Below are 24,566 nucleotides of genomic sequence, written 5' to 3'. Positions count from 1 at the left end.
CCCTGTGCGCTCACGGCGCGGTCGTCGGTGTCGGCGTCGGCGGGTGCAGGAGCGCCTGGACCTCGCCGCGGATCTTCGCCCAGTCCTCGGCGGTGGGGTCCTCCGGATCGATGCCGACCCCCTTCGGCGTCAGCTCGAGGTCCTGGACCTTCTGGTCCTTCGCCTTCACGCCGAGATCGACGAGGAAGGGGAGCAGGGACTCCGGGATGTCGGTCTGCACGAGGTTCTTGCCCGCCGCCACGACCTCGCTGAAGCGGGTCGCGACCGTCGACGGGGTCGCCTGGGCGAGGATCGCGGTCTGGAGCTCCCGCTGGCGCCGCATCCGGTCCCAGTCGCTGGTCGTGTACCGCGATCGCGCGTACCACTGCGCGGTCTCGCCGTCCATGACCTGGGTGCCCTTCTCGATCCATCCGGTCGCCCATTCCTCGGCGGGCTGACCCTCGAAGCGCGGGCCGGGGCCTTCGGGGAGGCGTTCCTTGACCGTGATCTTCACGCCGCCGAGCGCGTCGACGAGGTCGGCGAACCCGTGCATGTCGATGAAGACGTGGTACGGGATCTCGATGCCGAGGATCCCCTCCGCGGCGTCCTTCGTCGCTTCGACGGCCGGTGTCGAGTTCTGCGCGGCGGCATCGGGGTAGAGGCCCGCCCCGCGATCCTCGCGGCACACCTCGACGGCGTTCATCAGCTGGTTGATGCCCGACGACCACCCGCACGTCGACGAGGTGTGGCCCTCGAACCCGTCGGGGTACAGGTCGCGCATCGGTCCGTCCGAGAAGGGAACGTGACGGAGGTCGCGCGGGATGCCGAAGATCGTCACCGCGCCGGAGTCCGCGTTCACCGACACCACCGAGATGCTGTCGAAGCGCATGGAGTCGCGTCCCTGCCCGCTGTCGGCGCCGAGCAGGAGGAAGTTGTAGTAGCCGTCCGACGGGGGCACGCTCGGGCCGGAGGCGAAGATCGACAGCCCGGAGCGCAGCGGCGCGACGACCGACTGGGCCGTGTATGCGGCCGCCGAGGCGGGAACGAGCGCGAGGACCAGCGCGACGATCGACACGGCGGCGCGGGTGCGTCCGGGCACGCGCCGCAGCCGAGCGAGCCGGAGCGTGTCGATCGTCAGGACGACCCACAGCGCGGCGTACGCCCAGAGCAGCACCTGCGCGAGGGTCAGCGTCCACCACGATGCGACGAGGGTCGTCAGCATCGAGCGCCACATCAGCGCCAGGAGCACCGTCGTGAAGAGGAACACCCACATCACGATCGTCGAGATGAGGCCGACGCGGCCCAGACGTCGACCACCCGCGAGGATCTGCGCGGACCCGGGAAGGAGGAAGTTGGATGCCACGAGCCACCACGCGCGCCGCGACATCATGCCGGGGGCCGAGGCATCGGGGTTGCGGAGCGGACGCTCTTCGACGAGAGCACGGCCGGGCGACGAGGTCGCCCGCGGCGGGCTCAGGACGCTCACCGGAGCTCCCCCACCGGGCGGCGGCTCACAGGGAGTCCTTCAGGCGGCGGTTCTTCTCCTCGACCTGCACTTCGAGGTCGGCGGCGTAGGCGGCGACGCGGTCGGCGACCTCGGGATCGGCCGAGCCGAGCAGGCGCACGGCGAGCAGGCCCGCGTTCTTCGCCCCGTTGATCGAGACCGTCGCGACGGGGATGCCGGCGGGCATCTGCACGATGCTCAGCAGGGAGTCGAGGCCGTCGAGGGTGGACAGCTGCACCGGAACGCCGATGACCGGGAGCGTCGTGACCGAGGCGAGCATGCCCGGCAGGTGCGCCGCGCCGCCGGCACCGGCGATGATCGCGCGCAGGCCCCGCCCACGCGCCTCGCGGCCGTAGCGCAGCAGCTTGTCGGGCGTGCGGTGGGCGGACACCACCTCGACCTCGTGAGGGATGCCGAAGTCGGTCAGCGCCTGCGACGCGTCGGACATCACACGCCAGTCCGAATCGGATCCCATCACGACGCCGATGAGCGGAGCGGTCGATGAGTGCAGGGGGCTGTTCACCCGATCAAGGCTAGGCGCGCGAGCCTGGAGAACTCCGGAACGGCACGGGTCAATCGAGGAAGAACGCCGCCGCCGCGCGCGCTTCGTAGACGACCGTGTCGAGGTCGTCCCCGGCCACGTTGACGTGCCCGACTTTGCGCCCGGGGCGGGGGTCCTTCCCGTACGTGTGGACCTTCGCCGAGGGGTGCGCGGCGAGCGCGTCGGGGAGCCGCTCACCGAGGGTCCCCTCGGCCGGGCCGCCGAGGATGTTGACCATGACGGCGTGCGGTGCGCGCATCGCGGTGTCGCCCAGCGGCAGGTCGAGGACGGCGCGCAGGTGCTGCTCGAACTGGCTCGTGATGGAGCCGTCCTGGGTCCAGTGCCCGCTGTTGTGCGGACGCATGGCGAGCTCGTTCACGAGGAGCCGCTCGTCGCCGGTCTGGAACAGTTCGACGGCGAGCATGCCCGTCACCCCCAGGCCCGTCGCGATCGCCTCGCCGATCTCGGCGGCGACGTCCGCGAGGCGGCCGGCGGAGTGCGGTGCCGGCGCGATCGCCTCGGCGCACACGCCGCCCTGCTGCACCGTCTCGACGACCGGGTAGACGAGGAGTTCGCCCGAGGGACGGCGGGCGACCTGCTGGGCGAGCTCACGGGTGAAGGGGACGAGTTCCTCGGCGAGCAGCGCCGCTCCGTCCGCCAGGCGGTCGAGCCAGTCGGCGGCCTCGGCGGAGGAGGAGACGACGCGCACACCCTTGCCGTCGTATCCGCCGCGCGGCGTCTTCACAACGGCGCGGCCGCCGTGGTCGGCGATGAAGGCGTCGAGGGCCGCGGCATCCGTCACGGCAGCCCAGTCGGGCTGCGGCAGACCGAGCTCGGCGAGCTTCGTGCGCATGTCGATCTTGTCCTGCGCGTAGGCGAGCGCGTCGGGACCGGGGTGTACGGCGACACCGGCGTCCACGAGGCCGCGCAGCACGTCCTGCGGGACGTGCTCGTGGTCGAAGGTGATGACATCGACGTCCTTCGCGAACGCGAGGACGGTGTCGAGGTCGCGGTAGTCGCCGACCGCGGTCGCCGCGAGAGCGGCGGACATCCCGGGCTCCTCCGCGAGGACCCGGACGCCGAGTCCCAGTTCCACAGCGGGCGCGATCATCATCCGCGCGAGCTGACCGCCTCCGACGATTCCGACCTGCAGTGCCATGCGTCTCCTCCCGACCCCGACATTCTCGCGCATCCGGGCGGGCGCCCGCAGACGCTCAGTCGTCCGTCGCGATGACCGGGACGCTGTGCGAGTCGCGGTGGGCGAGGATCTGGCTGACTTCGACCTGGTCCGACAGCGTCTCGTGCACGAGACGGACCGAGGGGACATCGACGAGCCGCACCGGTTCGTCGACCCCGTTGGCGAGGATCAGGGTGCCGCTCCCCCACAGCCGCTGCACCGGACCCCGCCGTTCGGAAATGGTGTAGCCGCGGGCGTGCGGGATGTCGACGCGGCGACGCTGGACGAGACCCGTCCGCTCGATGACGCGCCGCGTGGTCACGGTGTAGGTGTGCGACAACCACCGCAAATAGGGCACGGCTGCGAGCAGCAGCACCACGAGCCCGGCGGCGGCCCACAGCATCCAGTCCTCCCACGGCGACGGGAGGTTGCCGCTGACGTAGCCCGTCGTCCCCGCCACGGCGATGAGCACGATCGCAGGCCACAGCAGTCGGCGTCCGTGCCGGCGGAAGCGCGCGATCACGAGCTCGGGTGCGGCGGCACCCGGAGCGGGCGTCCGCGGACGACCCGGATACGCGGTCGGCTGGCTCACGGGACCATCATGGCGCGACGACGGATGCCGGGTGCGCCGACGCGCCCACCGTCACCGGACGTGCACGACGTCGCCGGCGGACACGACGTGCGCGACGCCCGCGGCCTCGACCACCAGTCGCCCCTCATCGTCGATGCCGGTCGCCCTGCCGATGAGGGAGGAACCGTCGGGAAGGGAGACGGAGACGTCGCTGCCGACAGTCGTGCACGCGTCGCGGACCGCCTTCGTCGCAAGGCCCGCGGCGGTGCCGCCCACGGCGAGGTCGGCGATCCCGTCGCGGAGTCTCGTGAGGTAGTCCGCGAGCAGCTGATCCTCGTCGGCGGTGCGGCCGAGTGCCGCGAACGAGGTGGCGGTCGGCACCGGCAGTTCCGCGGCGGTCATCCGGGTGTTGACGCCCGCTCCCACCACGACGGCGTGCGGATCGCCGGGCATGACCTCGGCGAGGATGCCGCAGATCTTGAGGCCCCCGACGAGGACGTCGTTCGGCCACTTGAGTCCGACCTCGCGGTCCTCCAGCTGCGCCCGGACGGCCGCGGTCATCGCCGCGCCCGCGATGAGGGGGATCCACCCCCGCTGCGCGACGGGGACCGCCTCGACCCGCAGCAGGACCGACACCGCGAGCGCGGAATCCGGCGGCGTGACCCACGTGCGGTCGAGGCGACCGCGGCCGGCCGTCTGGTCGCGGGTCACCACGGCGGAGAGGTGCGGATGACCGTCGGGGTCGTCGAAGGCGTCCTTCAGGAGCTTCTTGTTGGTCGAGTCGACGCTCGGGGCGACGTGGAGGCGGGGGCTGACCGCGGCGGCGCGGGGATAACCGTTCTCGGGGATCGACATGCCGCCCACCCTAGACGCGGCCGCGTCGAGCGCCGGGCGGCTTGACAGCCGACATCCTGAGGGATCCCACAGCGGATCCGCGCGGCGATTGTCGCCGGTATCCAACGCCGCCGGGACCGCGCTCGCTAGGGTGGAACGCGTGACCGATCAGCCCGACCTCTTCACGACCGCCGGCAAGATCGCCGACCTCCGTGCCCGCTATGAAGAAGCCGTCGTCTCCGCCGAGGAGACCGCCCGCGCCAAGCAGGGCGCGAAGGGGAAGCTCACCGCCCGCCAGCGGATCGAACTGCTCGTCGACCCGGGCTCCTTCGTCGAACTCGACGAGTACGTCCGGCACCGGACGACCGCCTTCGGCATGGACCGCTCCCGCCCCTACGGCGATTCGGTCGTCACGGGGACCGGCACGATCCACGGCCGCACGGTCGCGGTGTACTCGCAGGACTTCACGACCTTCGGCGGATCGCTCGGCGAGGTGGCCGGCGAGAAGATCATCAAGGTCATGGAGTTGGCGCTGCGCAGCGGCATCCCGATCATCGGCATCCTCGACTCCGGCGGCGCGCGCATCCAGGAGGGTGTGGTCGCGCTCGGCAAGTACGGCGAGATCTTCCGCCTGAACACCGCGGCCTCGGGCGTCATCCCGCAGATCTCGCTGATCATGGGACCCGCCGCCGGCGGCGCGGTCTACTCCCCCGCCCTCACCGACTTCGTGATCATGGTCGACAAGACGAGCCAGATGTTCGTCACCGGCCCCGATGTCATCAAGACCGTCACCGGCGAGGACGTCGGCATGGAGGAGCTCGGCGGCGCGCACACCCACAACACCCGGTCGGGTGTCGCGCACTACCTCGCCGAGGACGAGGACGACGCGATCGACTACGCGCGCACCCTCATCAGCTTCCTGCCCGACAACAACATGTCGGATGCCCCGGGGTACGAGTCCGGCTTCGAGTTCGAAACGACCGACTCCGATCGCGTCCTCAACACGGTCATCCCGGACTCCCCCAACCAGCCCTACGACATCCACCAGGTCATCTCGCACATCGTCGACGCGGGCGACTTCCTCGAGGTCCAGCCGCTGTTCGCACCGAACATCGTCATCGGCTTCGGTCGCATCGAGGGGCGGACGGTCGGCATCATCGCGAACCAGCCGTCGCAGATGGCGGGAACGCTCAACATCGACGCGGGCGAGAAGGCGAGCAGGTTCGTCCGGTTCTGCGACGCGTTCTCGATCCCGATCCTCACCCTCGTCGACGTCCCCGGCTACCTCCCCGGCACCGACCAGGAGTGGACCGGCGTCATCCGTCGCGGCGCGAAGCTGCTCTACGCCTATGCGGAGGCGACCGTCCCGCTCGTCACCGTGATCCTCCGCAAGGCCTACGGCGGCGCGTACATCGTGATGGGCTCCAAGCAGCTCGGCGCCGACATCAACCTCGCGTGGCCGACCGCCGAGATCGCCGTCATGGGCGGTCAGGGTGCGGTCAACATCCTGTACCGCGGCGAGATCAAGCGCGCCGAGGAAGCCGGCGAGGACGTCGCCGCTGTGCGCACCCGCCTCGCCAACGAGTACACGTACAACGTCGCCTCCCCCTTCCTCGCCGCCGAACGCGGTGAGCTCGACGGGATCATCGAGCCGGCGCAGACCCGCGTCGCCGTCGCGAAGGCGCTGCGCGCCCTCCGCGGCAAGCGGGCGAGCCAGCCGGCCAAGAAGCACGGGAACATTCCGCTGTGAGCGAGTCGGACGACGCACGCCCGGATGCGACGCACCTCCAGGTGCGGCGCGGTTCGGCGACTCCCGAGGAGATCGCCGCGGTGATCGCCGTCGTCAGCGAGTCGCTGGCCCAGGAGGCGAGCACCGCGGTCGCGGACGAGCCGACCGTGTCGGCGTGGCGGATCTCGGCCCGCGGCGTCGGGAACGATCTGCGTCGCGACGTGCCGTGGGGCCGGTGGGCGGGCTGACGCCCGATTTGTCCCCCAAAGTACCTACAGACACGCTTTTCGCGATCAGAGAGACTAATAGCGCTGGAACGCTTCTGCGTTCTGTCGATTCGTATCCCTCAGAGCGCGGATCGACATGTGCGGGTCGGTTTTCGGGTAACCACTCGCATGGCGAGGGGCGGGCGGCTTCGCCGCCCCTCGCCTCTTCTTTTCGGCGCGTCCTCTCGGCGCGGTGCCGTCAGGACGCCGGGCGATCTACCACCGGGCGCGGATGGGCGATCTCGTGCCAGAGGTCGACGACCTCGTCGCCGTCCGGGTCGTCGCGTCGGCGGGACCGGCCCACGACCGTGACCGCGACGCGAGGGTGCGGCGACGTGCGGATGTAGATCCGCTCCGACGAGGCGCCGCGGAGGGCGTCGGCGAGCTCGGCCCGGATGCGATCGAGCGCGGCCGGGCCGGCGGCATCCAATCCCCCCTCATCGAGGACGGTGACGGTGCTGCCGCGCAGCCGCGCCTCCTGCAGCCGCGCACGCACGGCCTCGTCGAGCAGGCGCGGCCCGCGCAGCTCGTCACGCAGGGATCCCTCCGCCAGCCGCGCCCGCTCGCGCTCGTCGGGCTCGAGGTCGCCGTCGGACTCGATCGTGCGGATGAGGATGGGGCCGGCGACCGCGAGTGCCTGCTGCACGCGGACGCGACGCTCCCGGCGACGGCCCTCCTGGCTCGCGAGCCACTCGAAGGAGCGGCGCTGGATGCCGGTGAGTTCCGCCGTGTCGACGGCCGCCCGGTCGACCAGACGCGTCAGGAGCTGCGCGGCGACGACCCAGACGGCGGCGCCGACGAGTCCGAGGGCGAGGGAATCGAGGATGCCGATCCAGAACGACGACGACACCCCGAGCAGGACCACACCGATCCACGCCACGAGCGGTCGGCGACGGACGACGACGATCGTCAGGAGCGCCCCGATGCCGCCGAGGCTCCACGTGGCGAAGGTCGCGCGACGGAGATCCTCGCCGACCGCCGCCCAGGTCGCAAACGGCACGACGACCGCCGTGCCGAGAACCAGCAGGCACAGCCACAGCGGCAGCGAGGCACCGCGCGGAAGGCCGTCCGCGTCCGCCGCGACCGGAGCCGTCGCCGTCGGAGCCGACCGCGGCGTGAAGCCCCAGAACACGCAGAGCCAGGTCGTGACGAGGTACAGCGACAGGGCGGCGATGAACAGCGCCGGCTGCGCCACCGGCGCGGTCCACACGAGTCCGCCGACGGCGAGGTAGGCGGTGAAGACGACCGCGACGATCGAGAGTCCCGTCTGGACGCGCACGTTCATCGCGGGTACTCCCAGCGCAGTTCGGCCACGGTGCCCCGGCGCGAGCTGCGCACGAGCGCCTGCCCGCCCACCGCCGCGGTGCGGGCGACGATCGAGCCGCTGATGCCCAGGCGGTCCTCGGGGACGGCTTGGACGTCGAAGCCCGTGCCCGCGTCGACGACCCGGACGATGACCCGACGGTCGTCGGCGCTCACGTCGACGTGCAGTCCGACCGCGTCGGCGTGTTCGACGGCGTTGACGATCGCCTGATCGGCAGCGAGGACGAGGGCGCGTGCGACCCGTCCCGGAAGCCGCGGAGCCCGCGGATCGACGGTGACGCGCAGGTCGAGGTCGAGATCGTGTTCCGCGGCCGCCCGGCGCAACCCGTCGACGATGAACGCCGGGTCGACCGGCTCGTCCGGGCCCTCCTCGGCTTCCCGGTCGGCGTTGGCGAGGCGGGTGAGCGCGTCACGTGCCATGCCCACGGCGAGATCGCGCTCGCGCGGCGTCGAGGCGCGCTCGGCAGCGATGAGCGCGGCGAGCACGCTGTCGTGCATGAGGGCGGCGACCGAGATCCGCTCCTGCTCCACCGCGTCGGCGGCGGCCGCCGCCGCGTACGAACGGACCGCCTCCTCGCGGGTGCGATCGAGGCGCTCGGCGAGCAGGCGCAGCATCCACCCGATCATGATCATGACGACGGCGAGGATGATCGCGTAGACCACCTGACGCGAGACGAGGATGACGCTCGCGCCGTCCACACCGATCTGGATCAGTCGGACGACCCCGTAGAGGACCGGGACGAGGCCGCACCACACGTACTGCAACCGCAGCGGGAAGACGAGGGCGGTCGCCACCGTCGCGACGTTGAGGAGGTACCAGATCCAGGGCTCCGCCGCCGCGCCGCCCTCTCGCCCCGCGGTCGCGAGCGGCCAGACGACCAGGACGAGCGGGAACACGATCGCGAAGACGGCGGCGGGCGCCCGGTAGAAGCGTCCGGCGACGCCGGCGGCGATCATGAGCGCCAGCGGGCCGAAGGTGACGACGCTGAGCACGAGGTTCCACATCGGCGTCTCCTGCGTGGAACCGATCGCGTGGAACAGGGACTGGAAGCCCAGGATGGCGCATCCCACCGAGACGACGAGCGCGAGGATGCGCTCGACCCTCTCGCGGGAGAAGAAGGTCGAGTCGGGCGGGATCGTCAGCGTTCCCGCCGGTGCGACCTCAGCTGCCACCGGGTTCCTCCGCGACCAGGCCGTCCTCCATCGCGCGCCGCAGCAGGTCCACCTTCGTGGGGGCGGGCCGACCGACCTCCACGTACTTCACGCGGACGCGGGTGATGTTCTCCTTCGCCGTCGAGTAGGCCACCCCGAGTCGCTCGGCGACCGTTTTGAGGGGCAGGCCGGCGGCGTACAGACGCAGCACGTCGCGCTCGCGCGAGGAGAGCTGCGCGTCGGCGAAGGCCCGGTCGCCGTCGACGGCGGACGCCCACTCGACGTTGTCGAGCGCATGACCGCGGGCGACCGTGTCGATCGCCGCGATGACGTCGTCGATGCGCGACGCCTTGCTCACCACGCCCGCAGCCCCCGCGACCAGCGCCTCGCGGACGGCGGCCGGGCGATCGGCCACGCTGTGGATGATGACCGGCGAGCCGTCGTGGACGAGGCGGGTCACGTTCTCGGTCACGGTGGCCCCGTCCCCGAGCATGAGGTCGAGGACGACGACGTCCGCGGGGTTCTCCTGCGTGAGCGTCCGCCGATCGAGGTAGGCGGCCACGCTCTCGCCCGAGAAGACGACGCGCAGGTGGTCCGTGCGGCTGCACGCGGCCTCGAGGCCGAGACGCACGGATTCGTGGTCGTCGATCAAGGCGACGCGGATCATGCGCTCACCCTAGCCGTCACCGCGTCAACACGGTGATCGCCTCGACGTGGTGCGAGTGCGGGAAGACGTCGAAGGCCCGCACCGCGGGAGTCGTGTATCCGTGCGCGGCGAAGGTGCCGAGGTCGCGGGCGAGGGCGACGGGGTCGCACGCGACGTAGACGATGCGCGCCGGTGAGAGGTCGACGAGCTGCTCGACGACGTCGCGTCCGGCGCCGGCGCGGGGCGGGTCGAGGACCACGGTGCCGCGCGCGAGCCGGGCGCGCTGCGCGGGGGTGGCCGTCTGGACGAGGTTTCCGAGCCACCGGTCGACCCGGCCGGTCTCCGCGCGGGCTCCGATCCACGCGGCGAGGTTCTCCCCCGCGTGCTCGGTCGCGCGGGCGTCGGACTCCACCGAGGTGATCCGGGTGGCGGGACCGCCGACATCGGCGACGGATGCGGCGAGCAGCCCGACCCCGCCGTAGAGATCGAGGTGCCATCCGTCGGGGTCGACGGCATCCGCGACGGCGTCGGCGACCGCGTCGTGCAGGGTGCCGGCGGCGAGGCGGTGGACCTGCCAGAAGCCGCCCGCATCGACGCGGAACTCCCGGTCGCCGACGGTCTCGACCACGACCTCCCGGGCCGCGGGGTCGACCGGAGCCGGGCGCCGGGAACGGCCGGGCTCGGCACGCGGGATCACGCGCACGCGTCCGTCGGCGGGCTGCACGAGGTCGAGGCGGCCGGCGGACCCGCCGCGCCGACGGCTCGCCGCGCGGGCGATGCCCGCGGTCGCGAGCGGCAGGTCGTCGACGGGGATGACGCGGTGGCTCCGGGCCGCGAACGGGCCGATGCGCCCTTCGTCGTCGACGTGCAGGCTGACCCGGGTACGCCATCCCGTGCCGTCGGGGGATTCCTCGACGAGACGGTCGCCGCGCATCTGCGGGAGGGGCGGCTCGATCGTGACGGGAGCGGTGGACCCGGCGAAGCGGGACAGCGCGTCGCGGAGGACGTCGGCCTTCAGTTCGCGCTGATGGGCGAGGGCGATGTGACCGAAGTCCGCACCGCCGGGCCGGGCGTCGGGAGGCATGCTGACATCGGCGGGCGCCCACACATGCGGACGGCGGTGGGGCGAGGCATCCAACACCTCCACCGTGTCGCCCCGCCAGAACGACGCCTTGCGCGTGTCGGTGAGGGCGACGCGCACCCGCTCGCCGGGGATCGCGTCCGAGACGAACACGACACGGTTCTCGTGCCGGGCGACGAACACACCGCCGTGCGCGACGGCGGTGATCTCGAGGTCGAGGAGGTCTCCCGGTTGCATGCTCCGATGCTGTCACACCGGGTCGCCGCGGACCGTCATCCACTCCCGCCCGCGCGGCTACCGTGGTCGGTATGCGCGTGTGCCTCGCCTCCACCTCCCCCGCCCGTCTGATGCTGCTGCGCCAGGTCGGCATCGAGCCGACCACCCGCTCACCGCGGGTCGACGAGGAGGCCGTGATCGCGGCGGTCGAGGCGGCGCAGGCCCGCACGCTGCCGTCGGAGGAACACGTGCTCCTCCTCGCCCGACGCAAGGCGGCCGACGTCGCGGCGACCGTCGCCGCGGAAGGTTTCGAGGGCCTCGTCGTCGGCGGCGACTCGATGTTCGAACTCGACGGCGAGATCCTCGGCAAGCCCTACACACCCGAGGCGGCGCGCGCCCGGTGGCAGTCCATGCGGGGCCGCACCGGCGTGCTTCACTCGGGGCACAGCGTGTTCCTCGTCCGCCCGGGCGCTGACCCCGTCGAGGCCCATGCGGTGGCCGCCGCGTCCGTGACCTTCGCGGCGGATGTGACGGATGCCGAGATCGACGCGTACGTGGCGACCGGTGAGCCCCTGCTGGTGGCGGGCGCCTTCACCGTCGACAGCCTCGGCGGCGCGTTCATCGAGCGGGTCGAAGGCGATCCGTCGACCGTGGTCGGGATGTCGTTGTCGACCCTGCGCCGACTGGTCCGCGAGCTCGGGGTCGAGTGGACGACGCTGTGGAACTCCGCGGGTGGCGGCGGCGCGGCATCCGCTTAGTGGGATCCGCGACACGAAACCCCGATGATCTTGTGCGAGTGATCCAAAGGAGCGGCCTCACTCGTGGGTAGGCTCGAAGCCATGCCTGAGAGCGTGACCACCGGAATCTCGAAAGTGCTGATCGCCAACCGAGGCGAGATCGCGGTGCGCATCATCCGCGCCGCACGCGATTCGGGGAAGTCGTCGGTGGCGGTCTACGCCGACCAGGACCGCGATGCGATGCACGCGCGGCTGGCTGATGAGGCGTACGGCCTCGGCGGCTCGACGAGCGCCGACACCTACCTCTCCATCGAGAAGATCCTCTCGGTCGCGCGCCGCTCGGGCGCCGACGCCGTCCACCCGGGCTACGGCTTCCTCGCCGAGAACGCCGACTTCGCCCGCGCCGTGATCGGCGCGGGGCTCGTCTGGATCGGCCCCTCCCCCGAGGCCATCGAGGCGCTCGGAGACAAGGTCACCGCCCGCCACGTCGCCGAGAAGGTCGGCGCCCCGCTCGCCCCGGGCACGCCGGGGCCGGTCGAGGGCGCCGACGAGGTCGTCGCCTTCGCGCGCGAGTTCGGCCTGCCCATCGCGATCAAGGCCGCGTACGGCGGCGGCGGACGCGGCCTCAAGGTCGCGCGCGAGTTCGACGAGGTCGAGGAGCTCTTCGAATCGGCGACCCGCGAGGCGATCGCGGCGTTCGGCCGCGGCGAGTGCTTCGTCGAGAAGTACCTCGACAAGCCGCGCCACGTCGAGACGCAGTGCCTCGCGGATGCCGCGGGCAACGTCGTCGTGGTCTCGACCCGCGACTGCTCGCTGCAGCGCCGGCACCAGAAGCTCGTCGAAGAGGCTCCCGCACCGTTCCTCACCGCCGAGCAGAACGAGATCCTGTACGCCGCGTCGAAGGCCATCCTCACGGAGGTCGGCTACGTCGGGGCCGGCACGTGCGAGTTCCTCATCGGCGCCGACGGGACGATCTCGTTCCTCGAAGTGAACACCCGTCTGCAGGTCGAGCACCCGGTCTCGGAGGAGGTCACCGGCATCGACCTCGTCCGCGAGCAGTTCCGCATCGCCGAGGGCGGCACGCTCGACTACGCCGACCCCGAGCCGGTCGGCCACTCGTTCGAGTTCCGCATCAACGGCGAGGACCCGGGCCGCGGCTTCCTGCCCGCCCCCGGCGACATCCACGTGTTCAAGACCTTCGGCGGACCGGGGGTGCGCCTGGACTCCGGCGTCACCGCCGGCGACAGCGTCTCGGGCGCCTTCGACTCGCTCCTGGGCAAGCTCATCGTCACGGGACGCACGCGCGAAGAAGCCCTCGAGCGGTCGCGCCGCGCCCTCGACGAGTTCGAGGTGGCCGGGATGCCGACGGTGCTGCCCTTCCACCGGAAGGTCGTCCGCGACCCCGCCTTCACGGCCGAGGACGGCACGTTCGGCGTCTTCACCCGCTGGATCGAGACCGAGTTCCACAACGATATCCCCGCATGGGACGGCGAGGCGGGTCCCGCCGCCGAGCCCGAGGGCCGCCACACCGTCGTCGTGGAGGTGTCGGGCAAGCGCCTCGAGGTGAGCCTGCCGGACCGCCTGACCCACGCACCCGCCGCCGTCGGTCGCCCCCTCGCCGTGCCCCCGTCGCGTCGTTCGCACGCCGCGAGTGCCGTCTCGGGCGCGAGCGGCGACGCCGTCGCGTCGCCCATGCAGGCCACCGTCGTCAAGATCGCCGTCGAGGAGGGGCAGCAGGTCGTCAAGGGCGACCTCGTCGTCGTCCTCGAGGCGATGAAGATGGAGCAGCCCATCCAGGCGCACAAGGACGGCGTGGTCGGCGCGATCAACGCGCAGGCCGGCACGACCGTGTCGGCAGGGCATCAGCTGCTCACGATCTCCTGATCCTGTCGGGCGAAGCGGAGCGCCCCTAGGGTGTGGGCATGAGGACTCTGCGTGCGCCGGTGACGACGTGACCGCCGACGTCACGGTGAACGTGATGACCGCGGACGGCGGGCAGATGACGATCACGAATCAGATCGTCTGCGACACCGAGCCGCGCCGTATCCCGTTCGATGGCTCGTCGGCGCGGGCCGTGTCGGCGTCGGGGACCGCGCCAGTGCCCACCTACCTGTATGTGACCGCGATCGCCGTCGGCTGAGGCGCGCGGATCAGCTGTAGGTGTCTTCGTCCCGGGCGACCTGGTGCATCGCGCGGGTCGCGTCGGTGATGCTGCCCGCGAGCGACGGGAACACCGCGAACACGCGGGAGAGCTGGTCGACCGTGAGGCGCCGCTCGACGGCGATGGCGATCGGGTAGATCAGCTCGGAGGCGCGCGGGGCGACGATGACGCCGCCGATGACGGTGCCCGACCCCTCGCGGGCGATGATCTTCACGAACCCGTCCTTGACGCCCATCATCTTCGCGCGCGCGTTGGCGGCCAGCGGGAGCTTGTGGACCGTGCCGTTGACCGCGCCGGACTCGATGTCGCGCTCCTGGCGTCCGACGGTGGCGATCTCGGGCGCCGTGAAGATGTTCGCCGTGACGCGGTGCTTCTCGAGCGGGATGACGGTGTCGCCGAGCGCGTGGAAGACGGCCATGCGTCCCTGCATGGCGGCAACTGAGGCGAGCGGGAGGAACGTCGTGCAGTCGCCCGCGGCGTAGATGTTCGGCACCGACGTGCGCGCGACGCGGTTGACCTGGATGTGACCCGAGCCGGTGAGCTGGACCCCGGCATCCTCCAGTCCGATACCGGCGGTGTTCGGGATGGATCCGACGGCCATGAGGCAGTGGCTGCCCTCGACGGTGCGACCGTCGGACAGCGTTGCGACCACGCCGTCCTTCGTGCGCTCCACCTTCTCGGCGCGGGACTTCGACAGCACCTCCATGCCGCCGCGGGTGAAGACCTTCTCGATGACGGCCGCCGCATCGGAGTCCTCACCGGGGAGGACCTGGTCGCGGCTCGAGATCAGCGTCACCTTCGATCCGAGGTTCATGTAGGCGCCGGCGAACTCCGCGCCGGTGACGCCGGATCCCACGACGATCAGGTGCTCGGGCAGCGACGACATGTTGTAGAGCTGCGTCCAGGTCAGGATGCGCTCCCCGTCGGGCTTCGCGCTGTCGAGCTCGCGCGGCGAGGCGCCCACCGAGACCACGAGCGTGTCGGCTTCGATCCGGTCGAAGTCGGTGCCGCCGGGGCCGGTCGAGACGACGACGGCGTGCGTCCCGTCGAGGCGGCCGTGGCCGGAGATGATGCGGACCCCGGCATCCACCAGCTGCGCGCGCTGATCGTCGGACTGCTGGCGCGCCAGGGACAGGAGCCGCTTGTTGACCGCCCCGAGGTTGATGGCGATCTCGGGCTTGAGCGGCTTGCCGCTGTCGCCCCGGGCGAACAGCTGCACCCCGAGATCGGAGGCGCCGCGGATGGCGACGGCGGCGTCGGCGGTGGCGATGAGGGTCTTGGAGGGGACGACATCCGTGATGACCGCGGATCCCCCGATGCCCGCGCGCTCGACGAGCGTCACCTCGGCGCCCAGCTGGGCCGCTGCGAGAGCCGCCTCGTATCCGCCGGGGCCGCCGCCGATGATCGCGACGCTCTGGGTGGTCTCGAAGCTCACAGACATGCGCACCATTCTTCCAGCCCGCGGGGTCCCCGTGCGCCGCGACGCGATGCGCGGCGTGTGGCCGAGCCGTCCCCGGGTTCCTAGAGTGGGAGCATGCACGAGGAGACCCACCCGCTCGACGACCCCACCGCCGACCCGTTCGAGGTCGCACGGACCGCCGCCGACGACATCGCCCGCCTCACCGGCGTCGACCACCACGACGTCGCCCTGACGCTCGGGAGCGGCTGGGGCAAGGCCGCCGAGCTGATCGGTGAGACCACGGCGACCCTGGCCGCGACCGATGTCACCGGGTTCAGCAAGCCCGCCCTCGAAGGGCACGTCGGATCGATCCGCAGCATCCTCACCCCGGACGGCAAGCGCGTGCTCGTGATCGGCGCGCGCACGCACTACTACGAGGGGCACGGCGTGCGTCGTGTCGTGCACAGTGTGCGCACGGCCGCCGCGACCGGCGCGAAGACGATGGTCCTCACCAACGGCGCGGGCGGCATCAAGACGTCGTGGACGCCGGGGCAGCCCGTGCTCATCAGCGACCACATCAACCTGACGGCCGACTCCCCCCTCGAGGGCGCGACCTTCATCGACCTCACCGACCTCTACTCGCGGCGCTTGCGCGACCTCGCCCGCACCGTCGACCCGTCGCTCGACGAAGGCGTGTACTGCCAGTTCCGCGGACCGCACTACGAGACGCCCGCCGAGGTGCAGATGGCGAAGGCGATCGGCGGGCACATCGTCGGCATGTCGACGGCCCTCGAGGCGATCGCCGCGCGCCAGGCGGGCATGGAGATCCTGGGCTTCTCGCTCATCACGAACCTCGCCGCCGGCATCCAGACCACCCCGCTGAGCCACCAGGAGGTCATCGAGGCGGGCCGCGAGGCCGAGCCGGTCATCTCCGACCTGCTCGCCCGCGTGATCGGCGTCCTGTGAGCGAGGGCGTCCTCGACGTCGCCCGCGGGTGGCTCGCGCAGGACCCCGACCCGCAGACGAGCGATGAGCTGCGGGCGCTGATCGAGCGGGCCGAGGCCGGTGACGCGGCGGCGCTCGACGACCTGCACGACCGGTTCGACACGCGGCTGGCCTTCGGGACTGCGGGGCTGCGCGGGGCCCTGGGCGCCGGGTCGAACCGCATGAACCGCGTCCTGGTCGGACAGGCGGCCGCCGGGTTCGCCGCGTACCTGCACGAGCGCGCGACCGACGAGATACCGTCGGTCGTCGTCGGCTACGACGGTCGTCGCAACTCCGACGTGTTCGCCCGTGACAGCGCGGAGATCTTCGCCGGCGCGGGCCTGCGCGCCATCCTCCTCCCCCGCCTGCTGCCGACCCCGGTGCTCGCGTTCGCCGTCCGGCACCTGGGCGCCTCCGCCGGGGTCATGGTGACGGCATCCCACAACCCGCCGGACGACAACGGCTACAAGGTGTACCTCGGCGGTGCCGATGACGGCGCACAGATCGTCTCACCGGCGGATGCCGAGATCGCGGCGCATATCGACGAGGTCGCCGCCCGGGCGGACCTCGACGCGATCCCCCGCTCGGCGGACTACGAGACCGCCGGCGAGGACGTCGTGGACGCCTACGTGCGCGCCACGGCGCTCGTCGCCCCCGCCCCGGCCGGTGCGGCCGGCTTGAACTGGGTCTACACCGCGATGCACGGCGTGGGCCATGAGACCCTCTCGCGCATCCTCGAGACCGCGGGGTACCCGGCGCCGACGGTGGTCGACGCCCAGATCGAGCCCGACGGTCGGTTCCCGACGGTCGCCTTCCCCAACCCGGAAGAGCCCGGCGCGATGGACCTCTCGTTCGAGGCCGCCCGCGCCGCCGGCGCGGAGCTGATCCTCGCCAATGATCCCGACGCCGACCGGCTCGCCGTCGCGATCCCGGATGCCGCAGCCCCCGGCGGCTGGCGCCGGCTCACCGGCAACGAGGTCGGGCTGCTCCTCGGCTGGCGCGCCGCACGCACCGCGACGGCGGGCACCCTCGCGTGCTCGATCGTCTCGTCGCCCGGCCTTCAGGCGATCGCCGAGCACTACGGACTCGACTTCGCCGCCACGCTGACCGGCTTCAAGTGGATCTCGCGCGCCCCCGGCCTCGTCTACGGGTTCGAGGAGGCGCTCGGCTACCTCGTGAACCCCGACACCGTGCGCGACAAGGACGGCATCTCGGCCGCCGTCGCCGTGCTGGGCCTCGTCGCCGAGGCGCGCGAGGAGGGCCGGACGCTCGGCGACCTGCTCGACGAGTCGGCCGCGACCTTCGGGCACTTCGCGAGCGGGCAGGTGTCCCTCCGCGTCGACGATGTGTCGGTGATCGGGCGCATCATGAGCGCGCTGCGCGCGGCGCCCCCGGCATCCGTCGGTACGGTCGCCGTCGAGCGCATCGAGGACCTGCTCACCGCTCCCGAGAGCTCGCCGCGCGGCGACGTGCTGCGGGTGTGGCTGACCGACGGATCGCGGGTCATCGTGCGCCCGAGCGGGACCGAACCGAAGCTCAAGGCCTACCTCGACGTCCGCGGCGACTCGGCGGAGGATGCGGCGGCCCGGCTGGCGGCGGTGGACGCCGGCGTCCGGGATATCCTCGCCGCGGCGCAGGCGTGATGGCGGCGCAGACGTGACGGCGACTCCGCTCACGGAGCCGGTCGTCCTGAGCCGCGGTCGCGTGCACCTGGTCCCGCTCGATGCCGCGCACGCCGACGACCTCGCGGCGGCCCGCGAGGGCCTCGAGTACGCCTGGTACACCGCCATCCCGGCATCCGTCCCCGATGAGATCAGCTGGCGTCGTGCCGAGCACGCGGCCGGGCGGATGAACCCGTTCGCGGTCCTCGTCGACGGCACCCCGAGCGGGATGACGACCTTCTGCGGCATAGACCAGGTCAACCGGCGGGTCGAGATCGGCTACACGTGGTTGTCGCCGAGCGTGCAGCGGACAGACGTCAACACGACCGCGAAGCTGCTGCTGCTCGGGCACGCGTTCGAGGCGTGCGAGGCGATCGCGGTGGAGTTCCGCACGTCGTGGCACAACCGGCAGTCGCAGGCCGCGATCGAACGGCTCGGCGCGCGCCGAGACGGCGTCCTGCGCAACCACCGCATCAGCCCCGACGGCACGCTGCGCGATACCGTCGTGTACTCGATCCTCCCCCACGAGTGGCCCGGGGTGAAGATGGGGCTCGAGGCGCGCCTGGCGCGCTGATCAGCCGTCGACGACGGCGACGAGCTCGTCGAGGAACGCGGCGAACGTCGTGCCGCGGCGCAGGATCCGCTGTACGCTGTCGCGTTCGCTGAACACCTCGACGAGCTGCTCGAACACCGTCTGGAAGGCCTCGCGGTCGGACTCCGAGAACGCGACCATCGTCACGACCTGCACCCGTCCGTCGCCCCAACGGATCGACGGGTCGGCCAGGCCCACGGCGATCGCGGTGCGGGTCGCGGTCATCCCGATGGCGTGCGGGACGGCGAGCGCATCGGTGAAAGCCGTCGAGGAGATGCGCTCCCGCTCGAGCGTGCGGGTGACGTAGTCCTCGGTGATGACGCCCTGGGCCGCCAGCAGTCCGCCGAGCCCGCGGATCACGGTCTCCTCGTCCGCATCGGCGGGCAGGCGGGGCACGAAGGCCTCGGCGGAGAAGTACCGCTCGAGCTCCGCGCGCAGGCCCGCCAAGCGTCGCGCGCGGCGGGCGCGGGCCGCCGCGCCCTGGACGCGCTCGACGTCGGGTTCGGTGAGGAAGGGCTGGACCCGGACGATGCGGTCGGACGGCGCGGGCGGATCGATCGTCGTGAGGACGAGTTCCGTGTCGAGCCCCGCCCAGTCGGGGTCGACGCGCGTCTCGACGGCGACGACCTCGATCTCGCGACCGAGCGCCCGGTCGATGCTCGCTCGCAGCAGCTCGTGCATCTCGTAGTACCCCGGGCACACGAGCGTCGCCGTCAGCAGACGAGCCGACTGGCGGGACCGCTCGAGCCGGCCGCCGACGTGCATCGCGATGTAGGCGATCTCGTCCTCGTACAGAGGTGCGCCGACGACGTCGCGCAGCTGCTCGGCGATGAAGACGGCGACCTCGAAGATCATCGGGTAGCTGGACTTGAGCGAACGGGTGAGCGCGTTGCGCGACCAGGCCTGGTCCTGCGCGCGCTGACGCAGGTTCTGGACGTGGAGGGCGAGGCGCAGGATGAAGTCGTCGTGATCGATGTCGACGAGGAACTCGGATGCCGCCTGCGCGACGATCCCGCGCACGGCGGTCTCGACGTCCGCATCGAGCCGGCCCCGGATGACGGTGTCGGGTTCGGCCGCGCCCGGCGCCACGACGCGGGTCTGCACGAGCGCGGCGAGGTGGTCGCGGTCACCGTCGCCCAGGCGGACGCCGAGGTGCGCGACGGCGAGGCGATCGAGCAGGTCGGCGATCCGCGCACGCGCGGGCGCGTCGTCGACCGGAGGGCCGTCGAGTCCGCGTCCGCGCCCCACCCGGTCGGCGGCGATCGCGATGTGCATCATGACGTCGCCGATGCCGAACTCGTTGACGAGGTATCCCAGGTCGCCGAGGCCCGCGACCAGGTCGTCCTTGAACGCCCCGAGCGCCGACGTCTCGGCGGTGCTCTCGCCGAGGGCGCGCCGCAGGGCGCGCAGGTCGAAGGCGCCCTGCTCCATCTCGTCGTGCGCCAGTCGGCTGAGCAGGCGCCGCTGGGCCATCTCCGTCCCCACCAACCGCACGCGCTCAGCGGAGCGCTCGAGGGTCAGCTGCGTGCCGCTCAGCAGCGCGCGCACGCGTCCGAGATCGGCTTCGAGGGTGGCGTCGCTCACATGGAAGCGCTGCGCCGCGGCGTACACGTCGATGCCGTCCGGCGCATCGAGGATGTCGCGGACGAGCCGGTGCAACCGGTCGCGAGGAGTCTCCTCGGATGCCGGCTGCAGCGCCCCCGCCGCTCCGGCACCCGCGCGGTAGCCGGACGGACCTGACTCGACGGCGTCGCCGCCGGGCACCCGCGCGTTGAGGGCGGCCACGTACGAACGGATGCTGCGGGGCGTCACCCCGACGAGGTCGGCGAGCTCGCCGGCGGTACGCCACCCGGCATCCCTCGCCAGGAGCGCCATGACGCGATCCTGCCTCGTCCGACTCACGGGTCCAGTCAACCATCCGCCGGACCACCGGGGTTTCCTCCCCCGCGGAAGAAGGCCTGGTTGTCGCTTCCTGGGAGTCGGATGAGAATTGCGGGGAGACAAGGAGGCGGATCGATGAAGATCCTCGTCGTCTGCGGCGCCGGCGCGTCGAGCACGTTCGTCGCCCAGCGTCTGCGGCAGGCCGCACAGCGCGAAGGCAGGGAACTGCTCGTCCACGCGGGTGTCCCCGGCATGGTCGCCACGGGGACGGATGCCGGCGACGTGGTGCTCGTGGGTCCGCATCTTGCCTCCGCCCTCCCCGACATCGAGCGGGATGCCGCCACCCGACAGGCGCGTGTCGTTCTGCTCCCGGAGGACGTCTTCGACGATCGTGACGGAACCCGCACGCTCGCCCTCGTCACCACCGCGACCGCCGCCGACCGCATTGAAAGGACCCCGCGATGAGCGCACCGGCCAGCCGGACGGTGAGGATCGGTTCCTCCCACGGCCTGCACGCCCGCCCCGCGAAGCTCTTCGCGCAGGCGGCGAAGGATGCCGGCATCCCGGTCACCATCTCGAAGGGGGCCGGCGGCGCGGTCAACGCGGCGAGCATCCTGAGCGTCATCTCGCTCGGCGCGGAGAGCGGCGATTACGTCACGCTCACCGCGGACGGGCCGGGCGCGGAGGACGTCCTCGACACCCTGACCGAACTTCTGACCACCGACCACGACGCCTGAGGGACACATGACTGAGCTTCGAGGAGTAGGAATCGGCCTGGGCGTGAGCCACGGCCCCGTCGCACGGATGGCCGAGCCGCTGCCCGCGCCGAAGGATGAGAAGAGCACGCTCAGCGCCGAGGAGGAGAAGGCCCGCGTCGCCGCGGCGATCGAGGCGGTCGCCCGCGAGCTCGAGCAGCGCGGCGCCACCGCCGGCGGAGCCGCGCAGGAGGTGCTCGAGGCGCAGGCCATGATGGCCGAGGACCCCGCCCTCGAGGACGAGGTCGCCACCCGTCTCGCCGCCGGTGCGACCGGCGAGTTCGCCGTCTTCGACGCGTTCGCCTCGTTCCGTGACTCCCTCGCCGCCATGGGCGGCTACCTCGGCGAGCGCGCCGCGGACCTCGACGATGTCGCGCAGCGGGTCATCGCCCACCTGCGCGGGGTGCCGGCACCGGGCGTGCCCGACCCCGGGCATCCGTTCGTCCTCGTCGCGAAGGACCTCGCCCCGGCCGACACCGCCCTGCTGGACCTCGACAAGGTGCTCGCCCTCGTCACGACCGAAGGCGGCCCGACCTCGCACACGGCGATCCTCGCGCGCGAGAAGTCGATCGTCGCCGTCGTGGGCGTGCACAGCGCCTCGGGTCTGACCGAGGGCGAGACGGTCATCGTGGACGCCGCCGCCGGCATCGTCACGACCCAGCCCACGGACGACGAGATCGCGCAGGCCGAGCGCCGCGAGGCCGACCGCGCCGCCGCCGCGGACGCGCCGATCACGCCCGGCGCACTGGCGGACGGCACGACGGTGCCGCTGCTCGCGAACCTCGGCAAGCCCGCCGACGCCGCCAAGGCCGTCGAGCTGGGCGCAGAGGGTGTCGGGCTCTTCCGCACCGAATTCCTCTTCCTCAGCTCGTCGCAGGCTCCCACCGTCGAGGAGCAGACGACGGCGTACACCGAGCTGCTGCAGGCGTTCCCCGGCAAGAAGGTCGTCGTCCGCGCCCTGGATGCCGGCGCCGACAAGCCGCTCGCGTTCCTCAACGACGCGCACGAGGAGAACCCGGCCCTCGGTCTCCGCGGGCTCCGCGCACTGCGCGCGAGCGAGGACATCCTGCGCGAGCAGCTGACCGCCCTTGCGAACGCGGATGCCGCCACCGACGCCGACCTGTGGGTCATGGCCCCCATGGTGTCGACCGTCGAGGAGACGGAGTACTTCGTCACCCTCGCGAAGGAGTACGGCATCAAGACGGCCGGTGTCATGGTCGAGGTCCCGTCGTCGGCCCTCCTCGCCGACCGGGTGCTCGCCCACGCCGACTTCGCCTCGATCGGCACCAACGACCTCACCCAGTACACGCTCGCGGCCGACCGCCTGCTCGGTTCGGTCGCCTCGTTCCAGGACCCGTGGCATCCCGCCGTCCTGCAGCTCGTCAAGGCGACGGGCGACGGCGGACGCGTCACCGGCAAACCGATCGGCATCTGCGGTGAGGCCGCGGCCGACCCGCTCCTCGCAGTCGTCCTCGTCGGCCTCGGCGCCACCACCCTGTCCATGGCCCCGACGGCGCTCGCGGATGTGCGCGCCACCCTTCTGCACCACAGCCTCGACGATGCGAAGCGCATCGCCGACGCAGCCCTCGCCGCATCCGATGCGGCATCCGCCCGAGCCGCGGCCCAGGAAGCCGCAGCACAGCACACCGCCGCATGACCCGCGGCACACCAAAGGAGAACCAGCACATGTCAACGGCGACAACAGCCACCCGCGCACCGAGCCGCGCACGCGTCGGCGTGCAGCGATTCGGGACGTTCCTGTCCGGCATGATCATGCCGAACATCGCAGCGTTCATCGCATGGGGTTTCATCACCATGCTCTTCATCCCCGACGGCTTCTTCGGCGCCCGCAGCCCGTTCGGCTGGCACTGGTTCCCCGTCGCCGAGATCCTCGGCGGCGGCGGAGATGTGGCCCAGATCGGGTGGCAGGGTGCCCGCACTGCGCTCACCGAAGGTGACGCCGGGACCTACACCGGGTACATCGGCCTCGTCGGCGCGATGGTGACGTACCTCCTGCCGCTGCTCATCGCGAACACGGCAGGTCGCATGGTCTACGACGCCCGCGGTGGGGTCGTGGCGACGATCGCCGTCATGGGTGTCATCGTCGGCACCGACATCCCGATGTTCCTCGGCGCGATGATCATGGGTCCGCTGGCGGCCTGGATCACCAAGCAGATGGACAAGCTATGGGACGGCAAGATCAAGCCCGGCTTCGAGATGCTCGTCAACAACTTCTCCGCCGGCATCCTCGGCATGATCCTCGCGATCATCGGGTTCTTCGCGTTCGGCCCGATCATGCTCGGCGTCAGCGCGTTCCTCGGCGGCATCGTCGACTGGCTCGTCTCGCTCAGCCTGCTCCCGCTGCTGTCGATCTTCGTCGAGCCCGCGAAGGTGCTCTTCCTCAACAACGCCATCAACCACGGCGTGTTCACCCCGCTGGCCCTGCAGCAGGTGGAGGACACCGGCAAGTCGATCCTGTTCCTCATCGAGGCCAACCCCGGCCCCGGCCTGGGCCTGCTGATGGCCTTCACCTTCTTCGGTGTCGGTCAGGCCAAGGCCTCCGCCCCCGGTGCGGCGATCATCCAGTTCCTCGGCGGCATCCACGAGATCTACTTCCCGTACGCCCTGAGCAAGCCGGCTACGATCCTCGCCCTCATCGCGGGTGGTGCGAGCGGCGTGACCGTCAACATGCTCTTCAACGGCGGACTCCAGTTCCCGGCCGCTCCCGGCAGCATCATCGCGGTCACCGCGGCCGCGGTCGGCGCGGGTGTGCCGAACCTAATCGTCGTGTACCTCTCGGTGATCGTCGCGGCCGTCGTGACGTTCCTCATCACCGCGGTCATCCTGCGGGCGTCCCGCAAGCGGGACCTCGCCGCCGAGGGCGACACGTTCGGCGCCGCGATCGCGCAGACCGAGGCCAACAAGGGGAAGTCCTCGTCGGCGATGGACGCGCTGCGCGGCTCCGGCACGGCGGCGGCTGCGGCATCCGCTCCGGCCGGCACGGCCGTCGCCGACCGCGAGATCTCGAACATCGTGTTCGCGTGCGACGCCGGCATGGGGTCGTCCGCGATGGGTGCGAGCGTCCTGCGCAACAAGTTCAAGAAGGCGGGCGTCGAGGGCGTCACGGTCACCAACAAGGCGATCGCCAACCTCGACCCGTCCGCCGACCTGGTCATCACCCAGGCTCAGTTGACCGATCGTGCCCGCGGGGTCACCCCCGGCTCCGTGCACGTCTCGGTCGACAACTTCATGAACTCGCCGAAGTACGACGAGGTCGTGGAGATGGTGCGCCGCCAGCGCGGCGACGCCTGATGCACAGTGCTGCGGGGTCGGGAACAATGGTCCCGACCCCGCAGCGCTGTTTTCCCACACACACA

At 71.6% G+C, this 24,566-nt stretch carries 23 protein-coding genes; 12 read left to right on the top strand and 11 right to left on the bottom strand.

Annotation, left to right across the window (positions count from 1 at the left end):
* Positions 1 to 10 precede the first annotated feature (10 nt).
* The 5 genes from ACPEH2_RS00825 to ACPEH2_RS00805 form a co-directional block, all read right to left on the bottom strand.
* Positions 11 to 1,465, bottom strand: coding sequence for an LCP family protein (locus ACPEH2_RS00825; protein ID WP_423718027.1), 1,455 nt, complete (start codon positions 1,463 to 1,465; stop codon positions 11 to 13).
* A 25-nt stretch (positions 1,466 to 1,490) separates the two neighbouring features.
* Positions 1,491 to 1,958 (bottom strand): 5-(carboxyamino)imidazole ribonucleotide mutase, encoded by a 468-nt coding sequence (gene purE, locus ACPEH2_RS00820; protein ID WP_253036107.1) that lies wholly within the window; start codon positions 1,956 to 1,958, stop codon positions 1,491 to 1,493.
* Positions 1,959 to 2,055: 97 nt separating this feature from the next.
* Entirely contained in the window at positions 2,056 to 3,183 is a 1,128-nt protein-coding gene (locus tag ACPEH2_RS00815; RefSeq protein ID WP_253036105.1) for a 5-(carboxyamino)imidazole ribonucleotide synthase, read from the bottom strand.
* A gap of 55 nt (positions 3,184 to 3,238) precedes the next feature.
* Positions 3,239 to 3,793: a PH domain-containing protein gene (locus tag ACPEH2_RS00810; protein WP_253036104.1), complete on the bottom strand. Its 555-nt coding sequence runs from the start codon at positions 3,791 to 3,793 to the stop codon at positions 3,239 to 3,241.
* 51 nt (positions 3,794 to 3,844) lie between these two features.
* On the bottom strand, positions 3,845 to 4,627 hold the full coding sequence (locus ACPEH2_RS00805; RefSeq protein WP_423718026.1) for a biotin--[acetyl-CoA-carboxylase] ligase: 783 nt from the start codon (positions 4,625 to 4,627) through the stop codon (positions 3,845 to 3,847).
* 139 nt (positions 4,628 to 4,766) lie between these two features.
* Here ACPEH2_RS00805 and ACPEH2_RS00800 point away from each other — a divergent pair, with 139 nt between their 5' ends.
* Both ACPEH2_RS00800 and ACPEH2_RS00795 read left to right on the top strand, forming a co-directional pair.
* A complete protein-coding gene (locus tag ACPEH2_RS00800; protein ID WP_423718025.1) occupies positions 4,767 to 6,356 on the top strand; it encodes an acyl-CoA carboxylase subunit beta in 1,590 nt (529 codons plus the stop codon).
* Positions 6,353 to 6,583, top strand: coding sequence for an acyl-CoA carboxylase subunit epsilon (locus tag ACPEH2_RS00795; protein ID WP_253036102.1), 231 nt, complete (start codon positions 6,353 to 6,355; stop codon positions 6,581 to 6,583). The genes ACPEH2_RS00800 and ACPEH2_RS00795 overlap by 4 nt, the downstream gene beginning before the upstream one ends.
* Before the next feature lie 217 nt (positions 6,584 to 6,800).
* On the opposite strand, the gene ACPEH2_RS00790 is transcribed toward ACPEH2_RS00795, so the two are convergent.
* From ACPEH2_RS00790 to ACPEH2_RS00775, 4 genes are read right to left on the bottom strand one after another with little or no spacing between them, the layout of a single operon-like run.
* On the bottom strand, positions 6,801 to 7,886 hold the full coding sequence (locus tag ACPEH2_RS00790; RefSeq protein WP_423718024.1) for a hypothetical protein: 1,086 nt from the start codon (positions 7,884 to 7,886) through the stop codon (positions 6,801 to 6,803).
* Positions 7,883 to 9,097: a sensor histidine kinase gene (locus ACPEH2_RS00785; protein ID WP_423718023.1), complete on the bottom strand. Its 1,215-nt coding sequence runs from the start codon at positions 9,095 to 9,097 to the stop codon at positions 7,883 to 7,885. Before ACPEH2_RS00785 ends, ACPEH2_RS00790 begins: the two co-directional genes overlap by 4 nt.
* Entirely contained in the window at positions 9,087 to 9,743 is a 657-nt protein-coding gene (locus ACPEH2_RS00780) for a response regulator transcription factor (RefSeq protein ID WP_366214060.1), read from the bottom strand. The genes ACPEH2_RS00785 and ACPEH2_RS00780 overlap by 11 nt, the downstream gene beginning before the upstream one ends.
* A 16-nt stretch (positions 9,744 to 9,759) precedes the next feature.
* Positions 9,760 to 11,040 carry a class I SAM-dependent RNA methyltransferase gene (locus ACPEH2_RS00775; protein ID WP_423718022.1) on the bottom strand — a complete coding sequence of 427 codons (1,281 nt, stop codon included), beginning with the start codon at positions 11,038 to 11,040 and terminating at the stop codon, positions 9,760 to 9,762.
* A gap of 71 nt (positions 11,041 to 11,111) precedes the next feature.
* Here ACPEH2_RS00775 and ACPEH2_RS00770 point away from each other — a divergent pair, with 71 nt between their 5' ends.
* From ACPEH2_RS00770 to ACPEH2_RS00760, 3 genes are all read left to right on the top strand, one after another.
* Entirely contained in the window at positions 11,112 to 11,777 is a 666-nt protein-coding gene (locus ACPEH2_RS00770; protein WP_423718021.1) for a Maf family protein, read from the top strand.
* Between the two features lie 81 nt (positions 11,778 to 11,858).
* A complete protein-coding gene (locus ACPEH2_RS00765) occupies positions 11,859 to 13,640 on the top strand; it encodes an acetyl/propionyl/methylcrotonyl-CoA carboxylase subunit alpha (RefSeq protein ID WP_423718020.1) in 1,782 nt (593 codons plus the stop codon).
* A 67-nt stretch (positions 13,641 to 13,707) separates the two neighbouring features.
* Entirely contained in the window at positions 13,708 to 13,896 is a 189-nt protein-coding gene (locus ACPEH2_RS00760) for a hypothetical protein (RefSeq protein WP_423718019.1), read from the top strand.
* Between the two features lie 10 nt (positions 13,897 to 13,906).
* On the opposite strand, the gene ACPEH2_RS00755 is transcribed toward ACPEH2_RS00760, so the two are convergent.
* On the bottom strand, positions 13,907 to 15,367 hold the full coding sequence (locus ACPEH2_RS00755; protein ID WP_082886049.1) for an NAD(P)H-quinone dehydrogenase: 1,461 nt from the start codon (positions 15,365 to 15,367) through the stop codon (positions 13,907 to 13,909).
* An 84-nt stretch (positions 15,368 to 15,451) separates the two neighbouring features.
* Between ACPEH2_RS00755 and ACPEH2_RS00750 the strand changes: the two genes are divergently transcribed.
* The 3 genes from ACPEH2_RS00750 to ACPEH2_RS00740 are packed head-to-tail and all read left to right on the top strand — an operon-like array spanning position 15,452 to position 18,535.
* Positions 15,452 to 16,282 carry a purine-nucleoside phosphorylase gene (locus tag ACPEH2_RS00750; protein ID WP_217531069.1) on the top strand — a complete coding sequence of 277 codons (831 nt, stop codon included), beginning with the start codon at positions 15,452 to 15,454 and terminating at the stop codon, positions 16,280 to 16,282.
* Positions 16,279 to 17,943: a phospho-sugar mutase gene (locus tag ACPEH2_RS00745; protein WP_217531068.1), complete on the top strand. Its 1,665-nt coding sequence runs from the start codon at positions 16,279 to 16,281 to the stop codon at positions 17,941 to 17,943. Before ACPEH2_RS00750 ends, ACPEH2_RS00745 begins: the two co-directional genes overlap by 4 nt.
* A 13-nt stretch (positions 17,944 to 17,956) precedes the next feature.
* Positions 17,957 to 18,535 carry a GNAT family N-acetyltransferase gene (locus tag ACPEH2_RS00740; protein WP_423718018.1) on the top strand — a complete coding sequence of 193 codons (579 nt, stop codon included), beginning with the start codon at positions 17,957 to 17,959 and terminating at the stop codon, positions 18,533 to 18,535.
* Here ACPEH2_RS00740 and ACPEH2_RS00735 read toward each other — a convergent pair whose 3' ends face one another.
* Complete coding sequence (locus ACPEH2_RS00735) at positions 18,536 to 20,428, bottom strand: BglG family transcription antiterminator (RefSeq protein WP_423718017.1); 1,893 nt, start codon at positions 20,426 to 20,428, stop codon at positions 18,536 to 18,538.
* Positions 20,429 to 20,569: 141 nt separating this feature from the next.
* Here ACPEH2_RS00735 and ACPEH2_RS00730 point away from each other — a divergent pair, with 141 nt between their 5' ends.
* The 4 genes from ACPEH2_RS00730 to ACPEH2_RS00715 are packed head-to-tail and all read left to right on the top strand — an operon-like array spanning position 20,570 to position 24,501.
* Positions 20,570 to 20,899: a PTS sugar transporter subunit IIB gene (locus ACPEH2_RS00730; RefSeq protein ID WP_064001365.1), complete on the top strand. Its 330-nt coding sequence runs from the start codon at positions 20,570 to 20,572 to the stop codon at positions 20,897 to 20,899.
* Positions 20,896 to 21,171 carry an HPr family phosphocarrier protein gene (locus ACPEH2_RS00725; protein WP_064001364.1) on the top strand — a complete coding sequence of 92 codons (276 nt, stop codon included), beginning with the start codon at positions 20,896 to 20,898 and terminating at the stop codon, positions 21,169 to 21,171. The genes ACPEH2_RS00730 and ACPEH2_RS00725 overlap by 4 nt, the downstream gene beginning before the upstream one ends.
* Positions 21,172 to 21,178: 7 nt before the next feature.
* Entirely contained in the window at positions 21,179 to 22,846 is a 1,668-nt protein-coding gene (gene ptsP / locus ACPEH2_RS00720; protein WP_423718016.1) for a phosphoenolpyruvate--protein phosphotransferase, read from the top strand.
* Between the two features lie 29 nt (positions 22,847 to 22,875).
* Positions 22,876 to 24,501, top strand: a complete 1,626-nt coding sequence (locus tag ACPEH2_RS00715) for a PTS mannitol transporter subunit IICB (RefSeq protein ID WP_423718015.1) — start codon at positions 22,876 to 22,878, stop codon at positions 24,499 to 24,501.
* Positions 24,502 to 24,566: the final 65 nt, after the last annotated feature.

It is taken from the genome of Microbacterium sp. NPDC064942 (assembly GCF_049545525.1).
GTDB lineage: Bacteria > Actinomycetota > Actinomycetes > Actinomycetales > Microbacteriaceae > Microbacterium > Microbacterium gawkjiense.
The sequence above is the reverse complement of the archived record's forward strand: the minus strand, read 5'-3'. Positions and strand labels throughout refer to the sequence as shown.